Annotated in this window: 17 protein-coding genes; 13 read left to right on the top strand and 4 right to left on the bottom strand. The window is 69.3% G+C overall.

Annotated features, from left to right (window positions below):
* The 4 genes from NBW77_RS11805 to NBW77_RS11820 form a co-directional block, all read left to right on the top strand.
* Positions 1 to 1242: leucyl aminopeptidase (locus NBW77_RS11805; protein WP_250279693.1), on the top strand; the 1242-nt coding region annotated here is incomplete at its 5' end.
* Positions 1243 to 1478: 236 nt separating this feature from the next.
* Positions 1479 to 2861 carry a dihydrolipoyl dehydrogenase gene (gene lpdA / locus NBW77_RS11810; protein WP_131747493.1) on the top strand — a complete coding sequence of 461 codons (1383 nt, stop codon included), beginning with the start codon at positions 1479 to 1481 and terminating at the stop codon, positions 2859 to 2861.
* Positions 2862 to 3039: 178 nt separating this feature from the next.
* Positions 3040 to 4428 (top strand): 2-oxoglutarate dehydrogenase, E2 component, dihydrolipoamide succinyltransferase, encoded by a 1389-nt coding sequence (gene sucB / locus NBW77_RS11815; protein ID WP_502799475.1) that lies wholly within the window; start codon positions 3040 to 3042, stop codon positions 4426 to 4428.
* A 93-nt stretch (positions 4429 to 4521) separates the two neighbouring features.
* Positions 4522 to 5430, top strand: coding sequence for a TIGR01777 family oxidoreductase (locus NBW77_RS11820; RefSeq protein WP_131747513.1), 909 nt, complete (start codon positions 4522 to 4524; stop codon positions 5428 to 5430).
* A 48-nt stretch (positions 5431 to 5478) separates the two neighbouring features.
* Here NBW77_RS11820 and NBW77_RS11825 read toward each other — a convergent pair whose 3' ends face one another.
* Positions 5479 to 7074 carry a protein kinase gene (locus NBW77_RS11825; RefSeq protein ID WP_250279694.1) on the bottom strand — a complete coding sequence of 532 codons (1596 nt, stop codon included), beginning with the start codon at positions 7072 to 7074 and terminating at the stop codon, positions 5479 to 5481.
* Between the two features lie 214 nt (positions 7075 to 7288).
* On the opposite strand from NBW77_RS11825, the gene NBW77_RS11830 reads away from it, so the two are divergent.
* The 6 genes from NBW77_RS11830 (at position 7289) to NBW77_RS11855 (ending at position 11187) form a co-directional block, all read left to right on the top strand.
* Positions 7289 to 7540 (top strand): hypothetical protein, encoded by a 252-nt coding sequence (locus NBW77_RS11830; protein WP_131747514.1) that lies wholly within the window; start codon positions 7289 to 7291, stop codon positions 7538 to 7540.
* Between the two features lie 78 nt (positions 7541 to 7618).
* On the top strand, positions 7619 to 8344 hold the full coding sequence (locus tag NBW77_RS11835; protein WP_131747515.1) for a Type 1 glutamine amidotransferase-like domain-containing protein: 726 nt from the start codon (positions 7619 to 7621) through the stop codon (positions 8342 to 8344).
* Positions 8341 to 9081, top strand: a complete 741-nt coding sequence (gene lipB, locus NBW77_RS11840) for a lipoyl(octanoyl) transferase LipB (protein ID WP_250279695.1) — start codon at positions 8341 to 8343, stop codon at positions 9079 to 9081. The genes NBW77_RS11835 and lipB overlap by 4 nt, the downstream gene beginning before the upstream one ends.
* Positions 9078 to 10058, top strand: coding sequence for a lipoyl synthase (lipA, locus tag NBW77_RS11845; protein WP_131747516.1), 981 nt, complete (start codon positions 9078 to 9080; stop codon positions 10056 to 10058). The genes lipB and lipA overlap by 4 nt, the downstream gene beginning before the upstream one ends.
* Positions 10059 to 10180: 122 nt before the next feature.
* On the top strand, positions 10181 to 10390 hold the full coding sequence (locus tag NBW77_RS11850; RefSeq protein WP_131747517.1) for a hypothetical protein: 210 nt from the start codon (positions 10181 to 10183) through the stop codon (positions 10388 to 10390).
* A gap of 53 nt (positions 10391 to 10443) precedes the next feature.
* A complete protein-coding gene (locus NBW77_RS11855) occupies positions 10444 to 11187 on the top strand; it encodes a DUF4191 domain-containing protein (RefSeq protein ID WP_131747518.1) in 744 nt (247 codons plus the stop codon).
* A 63-nt stretch (positions 11188 to 11250) separates the two neighbouring features.
* Here the strand turns inward: NBW77_RS11855 and NBW77_RS11860 are convergent, their stop codons facing one another.
* Positions 11251 to 11718 carry an RDD family protein gene (locus tag NBW77_RS11860; RefSeq protein ID WP_131747519.1) on the bottom strand — a complete coding sequence of 156 codons (468 nt, stop codon included), beginning with the start codon at positions 11716 to 11718 and terminating at the stop codon, positions 11251 to 11253.
* 182 nt (positions 11719 to 11900) lie between these two features.
* Here NBW77_RS11860 and glnA point away from each other — a divergent pair, with 182 nt between their 5' ends.
* The gene (gene glnA, locus NBW77_RS11865; protein WP_131747520.1) at positions 11901 to 13325 is read left to right on the top strand and encodes a type I glutamate--ammonia ligase; all 1425 of its coding nucleotides are present in this window, start codon (positions 11901 to 11903) and stop codon (positions 13323 to 13325) included.
* A 355-nt stretch (positions 13326 to 13680) separates the two neighbouring features.
* Positions 13681 to 14742: a glutamine synthetase GlnII gene (glnII, locus tag NBW77_RS11870; RefSeq protein ID WP_131747521.1), complete on the top strand. Its 1062-nt coding sequence runs from the start codon at positions 13681 to 13683 to the stop codon at positions 14740 to 14742.
* Positions 14743 to 14804: 62 nt separating this feature from the next.
* On the opposite strand, the gene NBW77_RS11875 is transcribed toward glnII, so the two are convergent.
* A complete protein-coding gene (locus NBW77_RS11875) occupies positions 14805 to 17909 on the bottom strand; it encodes a bifunctional [glutamine synthetase] adenylyltransferase/[glutamine synthetase]-adenylyl-L-tyrosine phosphorylase (RefSeq protein ID WP_250279700.1) in 3105 nt (1034 codons plus the stop codon).
* Positions 17910 to 18095: 186 nt separating this feature from the next.
* Positions 18096 to 18545 (bottom strand): peroxiredoxin, encoded by a 450-nt coding sequence (locus NBW77_RS11880; RefSeq protein ID WP_131747522.1) that lies wholly within the window; start codon positions 18543 to 18545, stop codon positions 18096 to 18098.
* 319 nt (positions 18546 to 18864) lie between these two features.
* Here NBW77_RS11880 and NBW77_RS11885 point away from each other — a divergent pair, with 319 nt between their 5' ends.
* The gene (locus NBW77_RS11885) at positions 18865 to 19269 is read left to right on the top strand and encodes a helix-turn-helix domain-containing protein (protein ID WP_131747545.1); all 405 of its coding nucleotides are present in this window, start codon (positions 18865 to 18867) and stop codon (positions 19267 to 19269) included.
* The last annotated feature ends 13 nt before the right edge of the window (positions 19270 to 19282 follow it).

Here is a 19282-nt window from a genome sequence, read left to right on the forward strand (position 1 = left end):
CGGGCGGCGGGCACCGCCGTGCGCGCGCTGGCCGGCACCGCCCGGGTCGCCACCACCCTCGCCCTCGCCGCAGGGACGCCCGGTCCGGCCGAGCTGCGCGCGGTCGCCGAGGGCTCGCTACTCGGCGCGTACGCATTCGACGCGTTCCGGACCACGTCCGCGGGCACCCGGCGCCCGCCGGTGAGCGAGATCGTCCTTGTGGTGGACGACGCGTCCGAAGCCGCCGCCGTGGACGCCGTGCGCAGGGCGGAAATCGCGGTGGACGCCGTGGCGCTGACCCGGGACCTGGTGAACACCCCGCCGGGGCATCTGCCGCCCGCCGGGTTCGCCGACATCGCGGTGGCGCGCGCCGGCGAGGTCGGTGTCACGGTCGACGTGCTCGACGAGAAGGCACTGGCCGACGGCGGTTACGGCGGGATCCTCGGCGTCGGCCAGGGATCGGTGAACCCGCCCCGGCTGATCCGCCTCGAGTGGTGTCCGGCCGGCGCGGACACCACCGGCGCTCCGGCGCTGGCCCTGGTCGGTAAGGGCATCACCTTCGACTCGGGCGGCCTGTCGCTGAAGCCCGCGGGCGCGATGGAATGGATGAAGACCGACATGGCCGGCGCCGCGTCGGTACTCGCCACGGTCATCGCGGCGGCCCGGCTGAATCTGCCGGCGCGCATCACCGGGTGGCTGCCGCTGGCCGAGAACATGCCCTCGGGCGGGGCGATCCGGCCGTCCGATGTCCTGACCCTGCGGGGCGGTACCCGGGTCGAGGTGCTCAACACCGACGCGGAGGGACGCCTCGTGCTCGGTGACGCCCTCGCTCGGGCCGCCGAGGACTCCCCCGGTCTCCTGGTGGACGTGGCGACGCTCACCGGTGCGCAGATCGTCGCGCTGGGTCAGCGGACCAGCGGCCTGATGGGGCGCGAAAGCGCCATCGACAAGGTCGCCGCCGCAGCGGGGGAGACCGGTGAGGCGGTGTGGCCGATGCCACTGCCACCGGAGCTGCGCAAGGTCCTCGACTCGGCCGTGGCGGACCTCGCCAACGTCGCGGGCGGTGGCAACCGTGACGGCGGAATGCTGGTCGCAGGGCACTTCCTGAGCGTCTTCGTTCCCGAGGGCACCGCGTGGGCGCACCTCGACATTGCCGGGCCGTCCTGGAACGGCGGCGAACCCTACGGTCACACCCCGAAGGGTGGCACCGGGATGATCGTTCGGACCCTCATCCAGCTTGCCGAGAACGTCGCCGGCGGCTAGGCCAAAGGCGGCGCGATCATGGCCTCCGGCGGCAGGCGGAGGCCATGGCGATGACGCCGGACCGTCGGTCCCGTGTCGGGTGTACCAACTACCTGCGAGTAGCAGGCAACAGGCGGAAGTGCTGCGACGAAATACCCGGCGTGATGCACCACAGTCTCCGGGACCTGTGACGGTAGCATCCGGCGACGTGAAAGACTGAACGCATCCCAACCAGTCAACGAGAAGGGACGCCTGGCGTGGTGGACTCTGCGGCCGGCCCCGTCGACCTTGTCATCCTCGGCGGTGGTAGCGGCGGCTATGCTGCAGCTCTGCGTGCCGCCGAGCTCGACCTCGGCGTCATTCTGATCGAGAAGAGCAAGCTGGGCGGAACCTGCCTGCATCGCGGGTGCATTCCGACCAAGGCGCTGCTGCACTCGGCGGAGATTGCGGACAATATCCACGAAAGCGAGAATTTCGGAATTCGATCGACCTTCGACGGAATCGATATAGCGAAGGTCAACGCCTACAAGGACTCGGTGGTCACCAAACTCTACCGGGGCCTTGCCGGTCTGGTGAAGAGCCGCGATATCGAGGTTGTCGAGGGCCATGGGCGCCTGGTGTCCCCGACCGCCGTCGCCGTGGGCGACCGTGTCATCTCCGGCCGCCACGTGATTCTCGCGACCGGGTCGCAGTCCAAGTCACTGCCCGGTCTGGAGATCGATCACCACCAGGTGATCACCAGCGACGACGCCCTGGAGCTCGACCGCGTGCCCGCGTCCGCCGTGGTGCTCGGCGCCGGCGCGATCGGCTGCGAGTTCGCGTCGGTGTGGCGCTCCTTCGGCGCGGAGGTGACGATCGTCGAGGCCCTCCCCCACCTGGTGCCGTTGGAGGAGGAGTCCAGTTCCAAACTGCTGGAGCGGGCCTTCCGCCGCCGCGGGATCAAGCAGCACCTGGGCGCGAGGTTCGCCGGGGTGAAGACCACCGACGCGGGCGTCACCGTGTCCCTCGAGGACGGCACGACCATCGAGGCCGAACTCCTGCTGGTCGCCGTCGGGCGCGGTCCCGTGTCCGAGGGGCTGGGCTACGACGAGGTCGGCGTCGCGATGGACCGTGGCTACGTCCTGGTCGACCATCAGCTGCGCACCAACGTCGCGAGCATCTCGGCCGTCGGTGACCTGCGCCCGGGTCTACAGCTCGCCCACGTCGGATTCGCCGAAGGCATCTTCGTCGCGGAGAACCTGGCCGGGCTGAACCCGGCGCCGGTCGACTACGACAACATCCCGCGGGTGACCTACTCCCACCCCGAGGTGGCTTCGGTGGGGCTCACCTCGGCCCGGGCCGCGGAGCTCTACGGGGAGATCGCGACCCACACCTACGATCTCGCGGGCAACGGCAAGGCACAGATCCTCCAGACCACGGGTGCAGTGACACTGGTCGCCGTGCCCGACGGGCCGGTGGTGGGCGTCCACATGGTGGGTGACCGGGTCGGCGAACTGATCGCGGAAGCCCAGCTCATCACCAACTGGGAAGCCACCCCCACGGATGTCGCCCAACTCATCCACCCGCATCCCACCCTGTCGGAAGCGGTGGGCGAGGCGCACCTGGCCCTCGCCGGAAAGCCACTGCACTCTCACAACTAGCGTCCTCTGAAGCCTCCGGCCGCGCGAAAAAATCATGATCGCGTAGCCTTCGGTCAGCAGCTACTGGCAGACCCACAGCGTCCGCAGCCCTTTCCCGTCGCCCGCGGTCGGGCCGGACGCCACGAAGGAGTCCTTACCCATGTCTGTGTCCGTCACGATGCCCCGTCTGGGTGAGAGCGTGTCCGAGGGCACCGTCACCCGCTGGCTCAAGAAGGAAGGCGAGCGCGTCGAGGCCGACGAGCCGCTTCTCGAAGTCAGTACGGACAAGGTCGACACCGAGATCCCCGCCCCCGCATCCGGAATAATCAGCGCCATCAAGGTGGCCGAGGACGAGACGGTCGAGGTCGGCGTCGAACTTGCCGTCATCGACGAGGGCGGATCGGCGGCGCAGGCCGCACCGGCGGGTGCGGAAACCGCAGTCGTGCCTGCTCCCGTACCCGCCGCACCGGCACCCACGCCCGTTGCACCGGCACCGGCTCCTGTTGCGCCGGCAGCCGCCCAGACACCCGTGCCGGCCATGCCGGCCGTGCCGGCGCAGGAGTCCGCACCGGCACCGGTACCCGAATCACCGTCCAACGGCAGCGGATCCCTCGGGACCTACGTCACGCCGCTGGTCCGGCGCCTCGCCGCCGAACACGACGTGGACCTGTCCACGGTGACCGGGACAGGTGTCGGCGGACGCATTCGCAAGCAGGACGTCATCGACGCGGCCCGCACGCCCGTTTCCTCCTCTTCGCCGGCACCCGCGCCCGCGCCGGCACCCGTGCCGGCCGGCACGGTGCCTGCCGCTGCGCCACGCCAGGCACCGGCGGCCGTACCCGCGCACGCTCCCGAGGCGGTGTCACTGCGTGGCCGCACGGAGAAGATGTCACGGCTGCGGTCGGTCATTGCACAGCGAATGGTCGAGTCCCTCCAGGTCAGTGCCCAGCTCACGACGGTCGTCGAAGCGGATGTCACCCGGATCGCCCGGCTGCGGGACCGCACGAAGAAGGCGTTCGAGGCACGGGAAGGCATCAAGCTCTCGTTCCTGCCGTTCTTCGCGGTCGCCGTCTGCGAAGCGCTGCGGGAGCACCCGAACCTCAACGCCAGTGTGCACGTCGAACAGGGGACGATCACCTACTACGACACCGAGCACCTGGGTATCGCCGTGGACACCGACCGGGGGCTACTCGTCCCGGTGATCCACCATGCCGGGGATCTCAACCTCACCGGAATGGCCCGTAAGATCGACGATCTGGCGACCCGTACCCGGGAGAACCGCGTCTCACCGGACGAACTGGGCGGTGGCACCTTCACACTGACCAATACCGGCAGCCGTGGCTCCCTGTTCGACACGCCGATCATCAACCAGCCGCAGGTCGGCATCCTCGGCACCGGTTCCGTGGTAAAGCGGCCGGCTGTCGTGGACGACCCGGAACTGGGCGAGATCATCGCAGTGCGGTCGAAGGTGTATCTGGCGCTCACCTACGACCACCGGATCGTCGACGGCGCCGACGCCGCCCGTTTCCTCACCAGCGTCGGCCGGCGTCTGGAAGAAGGCGCGTTCGAAGCCGAACTGGGGTTGTAGAACCACCCTCCGGGGGCCGGGGAACGGCCCATGACACGGCGTTTGCGGTGGGCCGACTCGCCGGCCCACCGCAAACAGGCAAGAATGCCGATGATGGACATCGCCGTAACCGGCGCCTCGGGTCTGATCGGCTCGGCGCTCGTGCCCGCTCTTCGCAGCGGCGGGCACACCGTTCGCACCCTCGTCCGCCGCCAGCCCCGCGACAGCAGTGAGATCTCGTGGGATCCGGCCAGCGGAACGCTGGACCCGGCGGCGCTGGCCGGCGTCGACGCCATCGTCCACCTCGCCGGCGCAGGCGTGGGTGACCATCGCTGGACCAACAGCTACAAACGGCAGATCCTCGACAGCCGGGTCGCCGGCACGACGCTGCTCGCAGGTGCCCTCGCGGACCTGGACCCGCGTCCGCGGGTGCTGCTGTCGGCCAGCGGGATCGGCTGGTACGGCAACACCGGTGATCACACTGTCGACGAGTCCACGCCCGGCGGAACGGGCTTTCTCGCGGAGGTCTCGGCCGCCTGGGAGGCGTCCACCGCCGCCGCGGCGAACGCGGGAGTACGCGTATGCCATCTACGTACCGGGGTCGTTCTGTCACCCCACGGCGGGGCACTTGCCAGACAACTCCCCCTGTTCCGGTTCGGGCTCGGCGGTCGGCTCGGATCAGGGCGGCAATGGCTGAGCTGGATCAGCCTGGATGACGAGATCGCGGCGATCAGCTTTCTGCTGACCGCGGAGACCGTCCGGGGCCCGGTGAACCTGACCAGCCCCGGCCCGGTCACCAACGCGGCCTTTACCCGCACGCTCGGCACGGCACTGCACCGGCCGGCGTTCCTGGCCATCCCGGGGGTCGTACTGCGGATCGTCCTGGGCGGTTTGGCGGACGAAGGCGCGCTTGTCTCGCAGCGGGTCATGCCGGGCGTTCTCACCGACGCCGGCTACGTGTTCTCCCACGCCGACCTCGACTCCGCCCTCACAGCCATGATCAGCGAAACCGACGGCCGGTGATGACCACGGCGCCGGGAGCCGTTTACCCGGGCCGGGCCGGGCAGACGTTCAGCCCACGACGTCCACCTGGGTGGCGATGCGCCATCCCTGCTCGGTCCTGACCAGGGTGATGTCGGACTGCCACCGGTCATGCCCAGGCTGCTGCGCCAGCACCTTCCCGGTCTTGTCGACATAGGTGTACGGCGGGCGTCGATAGGTGATCCGCAGCACGGCCTTCTCGCTGCCGGAGTCCCGGATGGCGAGGTCGAGGATCTCCTGGCGCAGGCCGGAGGCCCGACCGCCGAGGTCGACCATCTGCCGCATCAAGCTGACGTCACGGGCGTAGGCGGTGCTGCCGGTAGCGTCCACGCCCGCAAGGCCCGCCTCGTCCGCCTGCTCGAACGCCCGGCTGCGGGCGCTGTCCAGACTCCCGAGGACGTCGCGCCAGGCCTGTTCAGGAGACGACGAGCTTCTTGCGACGGCGGTGTCGGCCTGCCCGTTTCTCCCCGGTATGGACCTGGCGGCAAGCAACAGGCCCAGGGCTGCGAGCACGGCCACCACGCCCGCGATCACGAGAAGCCCGCGCTGGTGGCCTCGCGAGACCCGCAAGCCGCCACGCGGGGTGTCCGTGCGTGTGGCGGGGATGGGCCGGCTCACGCCGACACGGGTGCCTGTGGAACGGGGACGGCCGGGGGCCACGGCCGTTCCCGGCCGGCCCACCCGCCCCACACCCAGGTCGGCCCCCAGGTCGGCCACCCGGTCGGCCACCCGGTCGGCCACCCGGTCAGACGCGAGAACGGAGCGGGACAGCCGGGCAGGACGTGGACCTGTCCGCGGGGGCGGCATGGACCGGAGACGAGGGCCGGCCGGCCCGGCCGGGGCATCGTCCACGCCGGGCGGCGGTGGGGGCAGCGGGAGCGGGGTTACGGCATCGCTGACGAATCGGATCGGCGCCGGGTTGCAGCTTCGGGCCAGTGCCGCGGCCAGGTCCTCCGCCGTGGGTCTACGGGCCGGATCATCGACCAGGGCCGGGGCGACCGCCACGGCGACCGCCACCGCATCCGGGCCGGTGGCATGCGGCATCGCCGCGAGCAGCAGACCGGCGAGGTCACCGACATCCATCGGCGGTGTCGCGGACCCGTCGGCGAGGTTCGCGAGACCGATGCCCGCGAGACCGATGCCCGCGAGTACCGGTCGACCGTTCGGTTCGAGTAGGACGTCGGCCGGATCGAGCCGGCCGTGCACGATGCCGACGGCATGCGCCACGGCCAGCGCCTGAGCCAGTGGCAGCCCGATGGTCACCACCTCGCCCGGGTCGAGACGGTCCCGTACCCCGAGCAGCCGTGCCAGGTCGATCGCCCCGGTGACGGGCTCGGCCACGACCGCGATGCCGTCGGCTGTGGCAACCACGTCGATGAGCGGGACCAGATGGGGATGTTCGAGCCCGACCAGGGCCCGGGCCGTTCGCATCGCGGCCACGCGGACCGCCGCGTCCGCCGGCAGCCTGACCCGCCGGACCGTGCACTCGGCCCCCGTGCCCGCGACGCGGCCGGCCCAGACATCCCCGGCACCCGCGTCCCGCACGCGTGCGCGTAGCACCACCCCCGGTACGGGCTGGTCGGCCGGATCCCCGCGCCGGCCACGAGAACCCGCAGAATCGTACATTGATGTCACGAACAGTGACGGTAAGCCGAAAAAACGGTTTTGTGCAGTCCTCTATGTAAACCTGTGGATAATACGTGTAAATAGCTACTCTCGGTAGTTTTTTCTAGGACAATCATACTGTCCGTCATCAGTGTCGGGTCGGGCAACATCGGCCGTCGCGGCCCCCGCCGGCCCCGGCGTTGCCACGCACCGGACATGTGGGTAAGCAGGGGGAATGAGCGGTTCCGAGACGCTGAGGATCACTGGACGGATACCGGTCGGGCCCGAGGAGATCCGGGACGAGCTGTGGGTGGTGGACGGAAAGATCACGTTCACGCCTTCGACGCGGGAATCGCGATCTACGTCGGCACCGACGCAGGCGGATCTTGTCGTCTATCCCGAGGACCCCCGAGCCGACGTACGTGTACCGGCCGCGCCCTCACTGATCGTGATGCGGGGACGGGTGGTCGCGGGGCAGGGCGGGTGACCGGACCCGCTCTCATCGGGTCCACGCTTGTTATCGCAGCGTCAGGAACGGCACCACACCCGGATCGGAGACGGCAGGATGAACATCCTCGCGACCAGCGGCGGCTTCGTACCGGACGGGAGGTGGGGCGCGCGGGTCGGCCCGCTCATCCACCATGCGCTGCACCTGGCCGGGGATCCGTCACGGCCGAAGCTCTGCCTGTTGGCCACGGCCACGGGCGACGACCTGACGCACTACGCGCGTTACTACTGCGCGCTCGCCCGTGACCTGCCGGACCTCCGCGCATCCCACCTGGCCCTGTTCCCGATGCCGAACGTGGCCGACGTCCGCGCGCACCTGCTGGAACAGGACGTGGTCTGGGTGGGCGGCGGCAGCGTCGCGAACCTGCTCGCGGTGTGGCGCACACACGGCCTTGACATAATCATGCGAGAGGCCTGGGAGGCGGGCGTGGTGCTCGCCGGGGTGTCCGCGGGATCACTGTGCTGGCACGTCGGAGGCACCACCGACTCGTTCGGTCCGGACCTGCGGCCGGTCACCGACGGGCTCGCACTGCTACCGTTCAGCAACACCCCCCACTACGACTCGGAACCCGGCCGGCGTCCACTTTACCAGAAGCTGGTCGCCGACGGGACGCTGCCGCCGGGTTGGGCCACCGACGACGGCGTCGGCCTGCATTTCCACGGGACCGAACTGGTAGAAGCCGTGGCTGACCGGGCACAGGCGTATGCATGGCAGGTCGAGATGGACCCGGACGGGAATGTGGTGGAAACGACGGTCACGCCCCGGCGACTGTCGGGAGTGTGACACGGGCGGGGTCTTCCCGCCGCGGCTGGGAGGACACCGCGGGTGAGCGTAGCCTCATTTTTGTGGAGGTCATGCGGCTGGGCCTGGTGCCCTACGACGAAGCCTGGCAGTTCCAGCGGTCGCTGGCCGACCGGCGGGTCGCGGGTGATACGGACGACACTCTGATTCTCCTGGAACATCCGAGCGTCTACACGGCCGGTCGGCGTACGCAACCGTGGGAGCGCCCCTTCGACGGCACTCCGGTGGTGGACGTCGACCGCGGCGGAAAGATCACATGGCACGGGCCCGGGCAGATCGTCGGCTACCCGGTGGTGCGCCTGCCCATGCCGCTAGACGTCGTGGCCTACGTCCGCGCTCTGGAGGACGCGCTGATCTCCACCTGCGACGACCTGGGTGTGCCGGCCGCGCGAGTGGCCGAGCGCAGCGGGGCGTGGACGGCGGACGGCGAGCGCAAGTTGGCGGCGATCGGCGTCCGGGTTCGCTACCGCGTCGCGTTCCACGGCTTCGCCCTGAACTGTTGTCCGAATCTGGACGCCTACAGCCGGATCGTCCCCTGTGGGATCTCCGATGCCGGGGTCACCAGCCTGAGCCGCGAGCTGGGACGGACCGTCACCGTCGACGAGGTGCTGCCCGTGCTGGAACGCCACCTGGTGGAGGTGCTGACGGCCTTCACGACCCGCCCGCGACCGGTATCGCAGACACCACAGGTAGTACAGGAGACGGAGATGGCACGGTGACCGCGGTTACCCCGGAGGGCCGGATGATGCTGCGGCTGGAGGTGCGCAACGCGGCCACGCCCATCGAACGCAAGCCGCCGTGGATCCGGACCCGGCTGCGGACCGGCCCGCAGTATTCCGACGTCAAGGCGCTCGTCCACGAAAAGGGCCTGCACACGGTATGCGAGGAGGCCGGCTGCCCGAACATCTACGAGTGCTGGGAGGACAGGGAGGCGACCTTCCTCATCGGCGGGGAGGTATGCACCCGGCGCTGCGACTTCTGCCAGATCGACTCGGGGCGCCCGGCCCCGTTCGATGCCGACGAGCCACGCCGGGTCGCCGAGTCGGTGCGCGTCATGGGGCTGCGTTACGCGACCGTGACCGGGGTCGCCCGAGACGATCTGCCGGACGGCGGGGCATGGCTGTACGCGGAGACGGTGCGCCGGATCCACGGGATGTGCGCGGGTGTCGGGGTCGAACTACTGATCCCCGACTTCCACGCCCGGCCGGAGCAGCTCGCCGAGGTGTTCGGGGCAGCCCCGGAGGTCCTCGCCCACAACATCGAAACGGTACCGAGGGTGTTCCGCCGGATCCGGCCCGGGTTCCGGTACGACCGGTCGCTGGAGGTTCTCCACCTGGCCCGGACCGCCGGTCTGGTCACCAAGTCCAACCTGATTCTCGGGCTCGGCGAGGAGCGGGCGGAGATCCTGACGACCATGGCGGACCTGCTGGACGCGGGCTGCGAACTACTGACGATCACTCAGTACCTGCGGCCCAGCCCCCGCCATCACCCGGTGGAGCGCTGGGTGCCTCCCGAGGAGTTCACCGAACTGCGGGAGGAGGCCGAACGGATGGGGTTCGCGGGGGTACTCGCGGGGCCGCTCGTGCGCTCGTCCTACCGCGCGGGCCGGATGTACCAACGAGCCGTCGAACAGCGCACGGATGTCACGGATGTCACGGAAGAACCCAAGCCCCAACTCGAAAGTTACGCAGAGTAGTTGTCGCGGTGGTGTGTGCACCTTGGTAGCGCTAGTGTCATCCGAAAGTCACCGGCCCGCTACCAGCGAACGAAGGTCCAGGCCATGATTGACACCGCATACGACCGACCTGGGAGGTCTGCGTGGTCGTGCTGAGGTCGCTACTCACCGCCATCGAAGAACTCACTCTCCTCCTGCTACCACACGGCGGTCAGCGAACCGCCCGCCGCAATGCCTGGCGCGCCGCCGCCGACCTGCATGTGGGCAGCGACCAGCACACCGACACCCCGTGGACGGTGGCCCGCATCCCGCCGCAGACCGGTGTGCGGATGACGGTGGCCACCGAACACTGAACGACGGCGCACCGCGGTCGGCGAAGCTCACGCCAGGTCGTAGGCTCGCGGTCATGGCGCGCAGGAACAGGTCGGAGGGCGACTCGCCGAAGGCGAGCACGACCGCAACAGAGCGTAAGCAGAAGACGGATGGCGGGGTCGCGGGGCCGGGACGCCTCACCCAGATCAGGACGGTGTACCGGCTGACCCGACAGCGTGATCCGCGTGCGCTCTGGTGGTCGCTGGCCGGCCTGCTGATCCCTTTCGGCATCGGCATCCTGCTCGCGCTCCTCGTCGGCCCGCTGTGGGTGTGGTTGCCCATCGGGGTCATGCTTGGCCTGGTCAGCGGTATGAACGTCTTCAGCCGGCGGGTGCAGAACACCGCCTATGCCGAGATGGAGGGCCAGCCCGGCGCGGCTGCCGGGATCGTCGAGCGGATGCGCGGAGACTGGCGACTCACCCCCGCGGTCGCGGTGAACCGCCACCAGGACGTCGTGCACCGCGTGGTGTGTCGCGCCGGAGTGGTGGTCATCGCCGAAGGCCGGGGACGCGGGCAGCGCGAGCTGCTCGGCAACGAGGTGCGCCGGGTCCGCAAAGTGATCGGCGAAACTCCCATCCACGACATCGTCGTCGGCAACGGACCCGGCGAGGTTCCGCTACCGAAGTTGCAGGCGACGCTCATGCGGCTGCCCCGCACACTGCGACGCGGTGAGGTGGACCCCGTCGAGCGCCGTCTGCGGGCGGTGAGCGCGCCGACCCTGCCCATCCCGAAGGGTCCCATCCCCCGCAACATCCCCCGCGGCGGAAAAATCCGATGATGGTCCCGGGACTGTCGATCCCCTGAAGAGGTCGCCAGCGCGACTGCGCCGATCCCGCCCGGGTCAGGCCCGCACGGGATCGCGGACGATCACGGTGCCGGCGGCGCGGTCGTGGGTGCCTCGCTGGTCCCGGTCCCAGATGAACGCCGGGACCAGCAGGCCAAGCAACACGGTACGAACGGCTGTCCAGCCCCATCCCACTCGGCCGTGGTCACTCACCCGGATGACGCGCAGACCCACCAGACGCATCCCGATGGTCTGGCCGTTCGCCGCGATCAGAATGAACTCCTGCAGCAGGAAGGCAAGGTAGACGGCGAGCCCGCGGGCATCGACCGAGTAGCGGACCCCCACGAGCACCGGTACGCCGACCAGCAGGTTCGCGATGACCGCATCCACCGCGAACGCCGCGAGTCGATGGCCGAAGCCGCTCACCGCGCCGGGGCCCTCGGCCGGCAGACCCAGCCGCACACCGGGCGGGATGTCCTTCGGATGCTGCGGACCTTCCAGCCAGTTTCCAAGTGCTCGTCCCACGGCGCAAGCTTATGCCGCGTCGCCACCCCGACATCCTCGTCACCAAGAGTGACAATATTACGGCATGTTACAGTCACGAAACTTCCTCGTTATGTTCACGGAACCGCATGGGGTTACGTTCCGCATCAAGGCATGGCGTATCCTTCCTATCCACACAGGAATTAAGCTCCCCTGGAGGATGGATGTTCACAAACGCCGATGACGTACTCCGCTATATTGCGGACGATGGCGTCGAATTCGTCGACGTCCGATTCTGTGACCTTCCTGGGATTATGCAGCACTTCACGATCCCGACCGAGGTCTTCGCCGAGTCGATATTCACCGAAGGCCTGATGTTCGACGGCTCCTCGATCCGCGGGTTCCAGGCGATCCACGAGTCCGACATGCTCCTGCTACCGGACCCGAGCACGGCTTTCGTCGACCCGTTCCGGGAGCACCGGACGCTCGCGATGACCTTCTTCATCCATGACCCGATCACCAAGGAGGAATACTCGCGCGACCCGCGCAACACCGCAAAAAAGGCCGAGTCCTACCTGCGGGGAACGGGTTTCGCCGACACCGCCTACTTCGGCCCGGAAGCCGAGTTCTACATATTTGACGACGTCCGCTACGACTACAACCCGTACGGTTCCATGCACGCCGTGGACTCCGTCGAGGCGGCCTGGAACACGGCCCGCAAGGAGGAGGGCGGGAACCTCGGCTACAAGCCCAGGTTCAAGGGCGGCTACTTCCCGGTGCCACCGACCGACCACTTCACCGACCTGCGGTCGGAGATGGTCCGGGCGTTGTTCCGGGCCGGCATCACCGTCGAGATGCAGCACCACGAGGTGGGGACCGCAGGCCAGGCCGAGATCGACATCCGGTTCGACACGCTGCTGCGGACCGCCGACAACCTGATGCTCTACAAGTACATCATCCGCAACGTCGCGCTGTCCCGCGGGAAGACCGTGACCTTCATGCCGAAGCCGCTCTTCCAGGACAACGGCTCGGGTATGCACGTCCACCAGAGCCTGTGGCAGGGCGAGGATCCCCTGTTCTACAGCGAGAGCGGCTACGGCGGCCTGTCCGACCTGGCCCGCTACTACATCGGCGGGCTGCTGCACCACGCACCGGCGCTGCTGGCGTTCACCAACCCCACCACGAACTCCTACCGGCGCCTCGTACCGGGCTACGAGGCTCCAGTCAACCTCGTCTACTCGGCGCGCAACCGCTCGGCCTGCTGCCGGATCCCGCTCAGCGGCGTCTCACCCAAGGCGAAACGGATCGAGTTCCGGGTCCCCGACCCGAGCTGCAACCCTTACCTGGCCTTCGCGGCAATGCTGATGGCCGGCCTGGACGGCATCCGCAACAAGATCGAACCGCCGGACCCGATCGACAAGGACCTCTACGATCTGCCACCGGACGAACTGGCCGCCGTGCCGCAGGTGCCAGGGTCGCTCGAGAAGGTGCTCGACGCTCTTGAGGCCGACCACGACTTCCTGACCGAAGGAAACGTCTTCACGCCCGACCTGATCGAGACATGGATCGACTACAAGCGCATCAACGAGGTCGACGCGATTCGACTTCGACCCCACCCGTACGAATTCCAGCTCTACTACGACATCTGATCGGCCGCCGACCGGGCCGGCGTCACCGGGACCGCGTCACCGGGCCGGTTGACGCGGTCCCGACAACAACCACGAATGCGATGACGCCGGGCCCCAGTCCGTCCGCGGGCCGGGCGTCATCGCGTTTCCGAGTGGCTTGTCCGGCGGCCGAAGGCGCTGTTCGACAAAAGCCGGAAAACTGAACTGACCGGTAATTCGCGATTGACCGAAAATTTACCGTGGCGGAACTGAAAGGTAACTGGACACGGCGAAGCTCCGGACGGAACCCTTCTGTCACCCGCGGCCGGGGTCGAACAATCCGCAGGTGCGCGATGAGACACTCCGCTACGTGCCACGCCAACCACGGGGAGTATGAGTGAGTTACCAGGCCGAGTACATCTGGATCGACGGCACCAAGCCGGAGCCCCTGATGCGCAGCAAGACCCGGATCGTGAAGGACGGCAAGAAGCCGGACATCTGGGGGTTCGACGGCTCGAGCACCAACCAGGCACCAGGATCCAACTCGGACTGCGTCCTGCAGCCCGTGTACACATGTCCAGACCCGCTGCGCGGCGGGGACAACATACTGGTCCTGTGCGAGGTCGCGCTGACCGACTTCACCCCACACCCGACCAACACCCGCGATTTCTGCCGCCAGGCTGGCGAGAAGTACGCGGACCAGGCACCGATGTTCGGCATCGAGCAGGAGTACACCTTCTTCCAGAAGGGCCGGCCACTTGGCTGGCCCGAAGTGGGCTACCCGGCCCCGCAGGGTCCCTACTACTGCGGTGCCGGTGGCGAGGGGATGGTAGGCCGTGCGATCGTCGAGAAGCACACCCAGGCATGCCTCGACGCGGGCCTCGCCATCGAGGGCACCAACGCCGAGGTCATGATGGCCCAGTGGGAGTTCCAGATCGGCGTGCTCGCACCCACCGCCATCGGTGACCAGATTTGGGTGGGCCGTTGGCTGCTGCACCGCATCGCCGAGGAGTTCGACGTCACCGTCTCGTTTGCCGCGAAGCCGATCCCCGGTGACTGGAACGGCGCCGGCGCCCACACCAACTTCTCCACCAAGGCCACGATGGCGGGTTGGGATGCCATCGTCACCGTGTGCGAGGCTCTCGGTACCCGGGTACTCGAGCACGTCAAGAACTACGGTCACGGGATCGAGGACCGCCTGACCGGTCAGCACGAGACCGCACCGTGGGACAAGTTCTCCTGGGGCGCTTCGGACCGCGGCGCGTCCGTCCGCATCCCGTGGGCGGTGGAGAAGGCCAAGAAAGGCTGGATCGAGGACCGTCGTCCCAACGCCAATATGGACCCGTACCTGGTCACCGGCCTGATCGTCGACACGTGCTGCAGCGCGCTGGCCGGCGAGAAGCCGCTCCTCGCCATCCCCGGCCAGAAGGACGCGGCCGGGACGGTCGTCACGGACTGAGGCATACCCGCGCGGCTGAACCACTGAACTTTCGCACCATCGTCGAGGCCGCCGGGCCCGCCCTAACGTCCGGCGGCCTGCTCGCGAGCAAAGAGCGCCTCGGTTACCGAACGTGCGCGCGCTCCCGCACGCCGGTGGTCGCCGACCAGCTCCTCAGCCTGCTCCGCCGGGTATCCGACCGCCCTTGCCACCTGGGCCAGTGCCCGAGGTTCGCGCGGCAGCACGTCGCCTGGGCGACCGCGGGTCAGCATGATCGCGTTGCGGATGCGCGACGCCATGGTCCACGCGTCCGCAAGCGTCGCCGCCTCGACCGGATCGAGCAGCCCGGCGGCGGCAGCCGCGCGCAGCCCGCCAAGCGTCGACGTGGTGCGCAACGCCGGCACGGCATGGGCATGTCGCAGCTGCAGCACCTGCACCGCCCACTCCACATCGGTGAGACCGCCCGGTCCGAGCTTCAGATGCAGCGTGCGGTCCACCCCGCGCGGGATGCGTTCCGCCTCCATCCGGCCGCGTAGCCGGACAACCTCGGTGACCGTTCCAGGTGGCAGGACAACGGGATATCGGATCTCATCCACCCACGTGCAGAACCGGTCACCCAGCTCGCCGTCGCCCGCGACCGGGCACGCCCGCAGCAGCGCCTGCGCCTCCCAACCAAGCGACCACCGGCGGAAATAGGCGGCATAGCCGGCAGGTGTGCGGGTCATCGGACCGCAACGGCCCTCCGGGCGAAGCTGTGCGTCCAGTAGCAGGGGCGGGTCCGGCGCGGGGAGGGCGAGCAGCCGCCGCAGTTCGGCCACGACCGTCCGCGCGGCGTCAGCCGCCTCACCATCCGTCGCCCCATCGGTCGGCTCGTGCACGAACACGACATCCGCGTCGCTGCCGTAGGACATTTCCCCGCCGCCCAGACGACCCATCGCGATCACTGCGATCCGGACCGGTAGCGGGTGGCCGGCCTGCTGCTCGAAACGTCGTTCCGCCACGAACAGGGACGCCTCGATCGTCGCTGCCGCCGCGTCCGACAGTGCCCGGCCCACCGCGGCGACGTCCAGCAGCCCGAGCAGGTCCGCGCAGGCCACCCTCACCAGTTCAACCCGCCGTACCGCGCGGGCCCGCCCGACCGCCTGCTCCCAGACGGGATTGCGGCGGGCGATCGCGATCAGCGCCTGGATCAGTTGGGCACGGGTGCGGGGGCGTAGGTCGTCGGTGGTCCGCAACAGCCGGACCGACTCCGGAGCCCGCTGCATCAGATCTGCCACGTAACTACTTGTGGCCAGCAGCCGGCACAGCCGTTCGGCCGCACCGCTCTCGTCCCGCAGCAGCCGCAGGTACCACGGGGTACGTCCCAGGGCGTCGCTGACCTGACGATAGGCGAGCAGGCCGGCGTCGGGGTCGGCTGCGTCAGCGAACCAGTGCAACATCGCCGGGAGCAGGCGACGCTGGATCGTCGCCGTCCGGCTGACGCCGTTGGTCAGCGCCTCGATATGGCGAAGCGCACCTGCGGTGTCGACGAAGCCCAGCGCGGCAAGCCTGTCCCGGGCCTCCTGCGGCGTCAGGCGGACCTCCTCCGCCGACAGCCTCGCCACCGCCTCCAGCAGCGGCTGGTAGAAGAGCCGCTCGTGCAGGCGGCGGACGAAGCGGGTGACACGGACGTGCTCGGCCGCCATCTCCCCGGCGGAGGCCAGGCCGAGGGAACGGGCCAGCCAGCGCAGTTCACCGGGATCGCGGGGCAACGTGTGTACCCGTCGGAGACGCTGGAGCTGCAGGCGGTGCTCGGTGCCACGCAGGAAGCGGTACGCGTCCGCCAGACCGGCTGCGTCCCGGCGTCCGACATAACCACCGCGGGCGAGCGCGCCGAGCGCCAGCAGGGTCGAGGCCGTGCGCAGCCTCACATCGGTCCGGCCGTGCACAAGCTGGAGCAACTGGACTGCGAACTCGACGTCGCGCAGCCCACCCGGGCCGAGTTTGATGTCACGGTCGGCCTCCCCCGGTGGCAGCGACCGTTCCACCCGTCGCCGCATCGCCTGGACGTCGGCGACGAACCCGGGCCGGGACGCGGCCGACCAGACCAACGGTCCGACCGCGGCGCAGAACCGCTCCCCCACCTCACGATCACCCGCGACCGGACGCGCCTTGAGCAGTGCCTGGAACTCCCAGGTTCTGGCCCATCGCAGGTAGTAGGCGTCGTGGCTCGCCAGGGTGCGTACCAGCGGGCCGTTGCGACCTTCGGGCCGCAACCCCACGTCGATCTGGAACAGCGCGCCCTCGCCGGTGACCGCCCCGCAGGCACGCACCATGCCCTCGGCGAGGCGGGTCGCCGCGGCGAGCGCCGCCACCTCGTCGTTGCGGATGACGGTGCTGCGGCCCGGACCGATACAGCCCGGACCGTTACCGACGGGGTCGGCATCCTCGCCGGCCTGCCCGGGTTCGGCGACGAAGAGCACGTCGACGTCGCTCACGTAGTTCAGTTCCCGGCCACCGCACTTGCCCATGCCGATGACGGCCAGGCGGACCGACGGAGCCGCCGGCGACACCGTCGACCGTGCGACCGCCAGCGCCGCGTCAAGGGCGGCCGACGCAAGGTCGGAAAGCTCCGCGGTGGCATCGTCGAACGGCACGGCGCCGGTGAGGTCTCGGGCTGCGAGGACGAACAGGGCACGGCGGTAGGCGACACGCAGCGCATCGAGGATGGCGATGCCCTCGCCCGCGGCCCGAGGCACGGCCGCGTCCGGGTCCGCGCCGACCGCACGCAGCAGGTGCTCGCGGGTACGGCGGGCGCTCGGGGTGGCGCGCATCAGGTCGTCGTCGGCTATCACCCGCCAGTCGGTGGGATGGCGGACGAGGTGATCGCCAAGGGCGGCGCTTGCCCCGAGCACCGCGACGAGCCGCCGGCGCAGGCCCGGGTGAGCGGCGAGCACGGCAAGCAGTTCGTGCCCGATCTCGTCGGGCGAGGTGTCCACGACCCTCTCGATCGCGGCGAGCGCGAGGTCGGGATCGGCCGCGCGCGAGAGTTCCACGAGCACGGCATTACCGGAAAGATCGATACTGGGGGAATCGACCGAGCCGTGCGCCGTAGCCCCTGTGTCACCGTCAGGACGTCCGTCGGGTTCGGCGGCCAGGCCGAGCCGCCGGATGGTGGTCGTGGACCTGTCGACGTTGCTGAATCCCATCCTGGCCAGTTGGGCCTGCACGGAACTCCCGCGCGGGTGCGTGCCACCGGGGCCGCCACGTACCTGCCCGGGCCCGGATTCGCACGCTCCGCTCACGCATCCCATCCTCGTCCCCGGACGGGTTCGCGGGCCTTTCGATCGGCTTTGCAGCAGCATCCACCCCGGCGGCATCCACCCCGGCGGCTGCTACCCGGCCGCGGAACGCAGCGTCTGCAGGGCGGTGTCGGCGTGCCGGTCCATGGACAGTTCGGAATCAATGCGCGCGAGCACGATGCCGTCGGAGCCGAGAACAAATGTGGAGCGCTTGTTCGGACCCCGCCTGCGGCGGACTCCGAAAGCGTCGGCGATCGTGCGGTCGGTGTCTGCGATGAGGGGGAAGCCGAGCGAATGTCTCGCGCTGAACTCGGCTTGCTTGGCGACGTCGTCCGCGCTGACCCCGACGATGCCGGCTCCCAGCGCGGTGAACTCGGCCGCGAGGTCGCGGAAATGGCAGCTTTCCCTGGTACAGCCGTAGGTCATCGCCGCCGGGTAGAAGAAGACCACCAGCGGCCCCTTGGCCAGCAGGTCGGCCAGGCGCAGGGTAGCGCCCGTCTCGTCAACGCCCGACAGGTCCGTGACCCGATCCCCGATATCCATGCGGCGATCCTCTCGCGGAACGGACCGGGATGTCTCGGCATGGTATGCACCGTTTCGCCAACGATGGCCGATCCGGCAGTGGCCATGACAGCCACGGCACCGACCGGCATTCGCCACGGGACCGTCCCGCTGTGCGCTGAAGCCGCCCCCGGTATCCGACCGTCCTGACACAATGCCTCACGATGCGTCCTATGACGGGTACCCGGTGGGTACCGATTGAGATGTGGATGTCCATGCGGTGGGCCAGCCTGCGCACGGCCCGCCCGGCAGCCCGCGAGCCTTGTCCCGACCCACTCGTGCCAGCGGCAACGGCGGACACGTGAACCAGCTTCAGCAGCTCATCCGCAGCCGTATCGACGAGCGGGGATGGTCCTACGCCGAGGTCGCCCGGCGCGGTCGCCTGCCCCGGTCCACCGTCCACAACCTCGCCACGAACGCCCGACTGCTCAGGCTGCCCCAACCGGCCACCCTGGACGGGCTTGCCCGCGGCCTGGAGCTCCCGCTACCGGTGGTGCGGTCGGCGGCGGCAGCCGCCGCCGGTCTGACCCTGCATGCCGAGGCGGGTTCGGACCCCGAGGTGACCGCCCTCGTCGCGGGTGTCGAACAGCTCAGCCCGGTGGACCGCAAACACGTGACGGCGCTGGTCGAATCGCTTCTGCGCCATGCCCGCGCACGCGATGACACGGGCCACCGACCCGACCACCCCCAACCTGATGTAGGGTAGGGGATCAACTGCG

The sequence above is a fragment of the Frankia sp. Cppng1_Ct_nod genome, assembly GCF_920656135.1.
Taxonomy (GTDB): Bacteria; Actinomycetota; Actinomycetes; order Frankiales; family Frankiaceae; genus Protofrankia; species Protofrankia meridionalis.

Excerpts from the sequence above, each read along its gene's own strand:
- NBW77_RS11820 (WP_131747513.1), top strand. The coding sequence starts at position 4,522 with ATGGACATCGCCGTAACCGGCGCCTCGGGTCTGATCGGCTCGGCGCTC.
- NBW77_RS11825 (WP_250279694.1), bottom strand. The coding sequence starts at position 7,074 with ATGTACGATTCTGCGGGTTCTCGTGGCCGGCGCGGGGATCCGGCCGAC.
- NBW77_RS11830 (WP_131747514.1), top strand. The coding sequence starts at position 7,289 with ATGAGCGGTTCCGAGACGCTGAGGATCACTGGACGGATACCGGTCGGG.
- NBW77_RS11835 (WP_131747515.1), top strand. The coding sequence starts at position 7,619 with ATGAACATCCTCGCGACCAGCGGCGGCTTCGTACCGGACGGGAGGTGG.
- NBW77_RS11855 (WP_131747518.1), top strand. The coding sequence starts at position 10,444 with ATGGCGCGCAGGAACAGGTCGGAGGGCGACTCGCCGAAGGCGAGCACG.
- glnA (WP_131747520.1), top strand. The coding sequence starts at position 11,901 with ATGTTCACAAACGCCGATGACGTACTCCGCTATATTGCGGACGATGGC.
- NBW77_RS11875 (WP_250279700.1), bottom strand. The coding sequence starts at position 17,909 with ATGGGATTCAGCAACGTCGACAGGTCCACGACCACCATCCGGCGGCTC.
- NBW77_RS11880 (WP_131747522.1), bottom strand. The coding sequence starts at position 18,545 with ATGGATATCGGGGATCGGGTCACGGACCTGTCGGGCGTTGACGAGACG.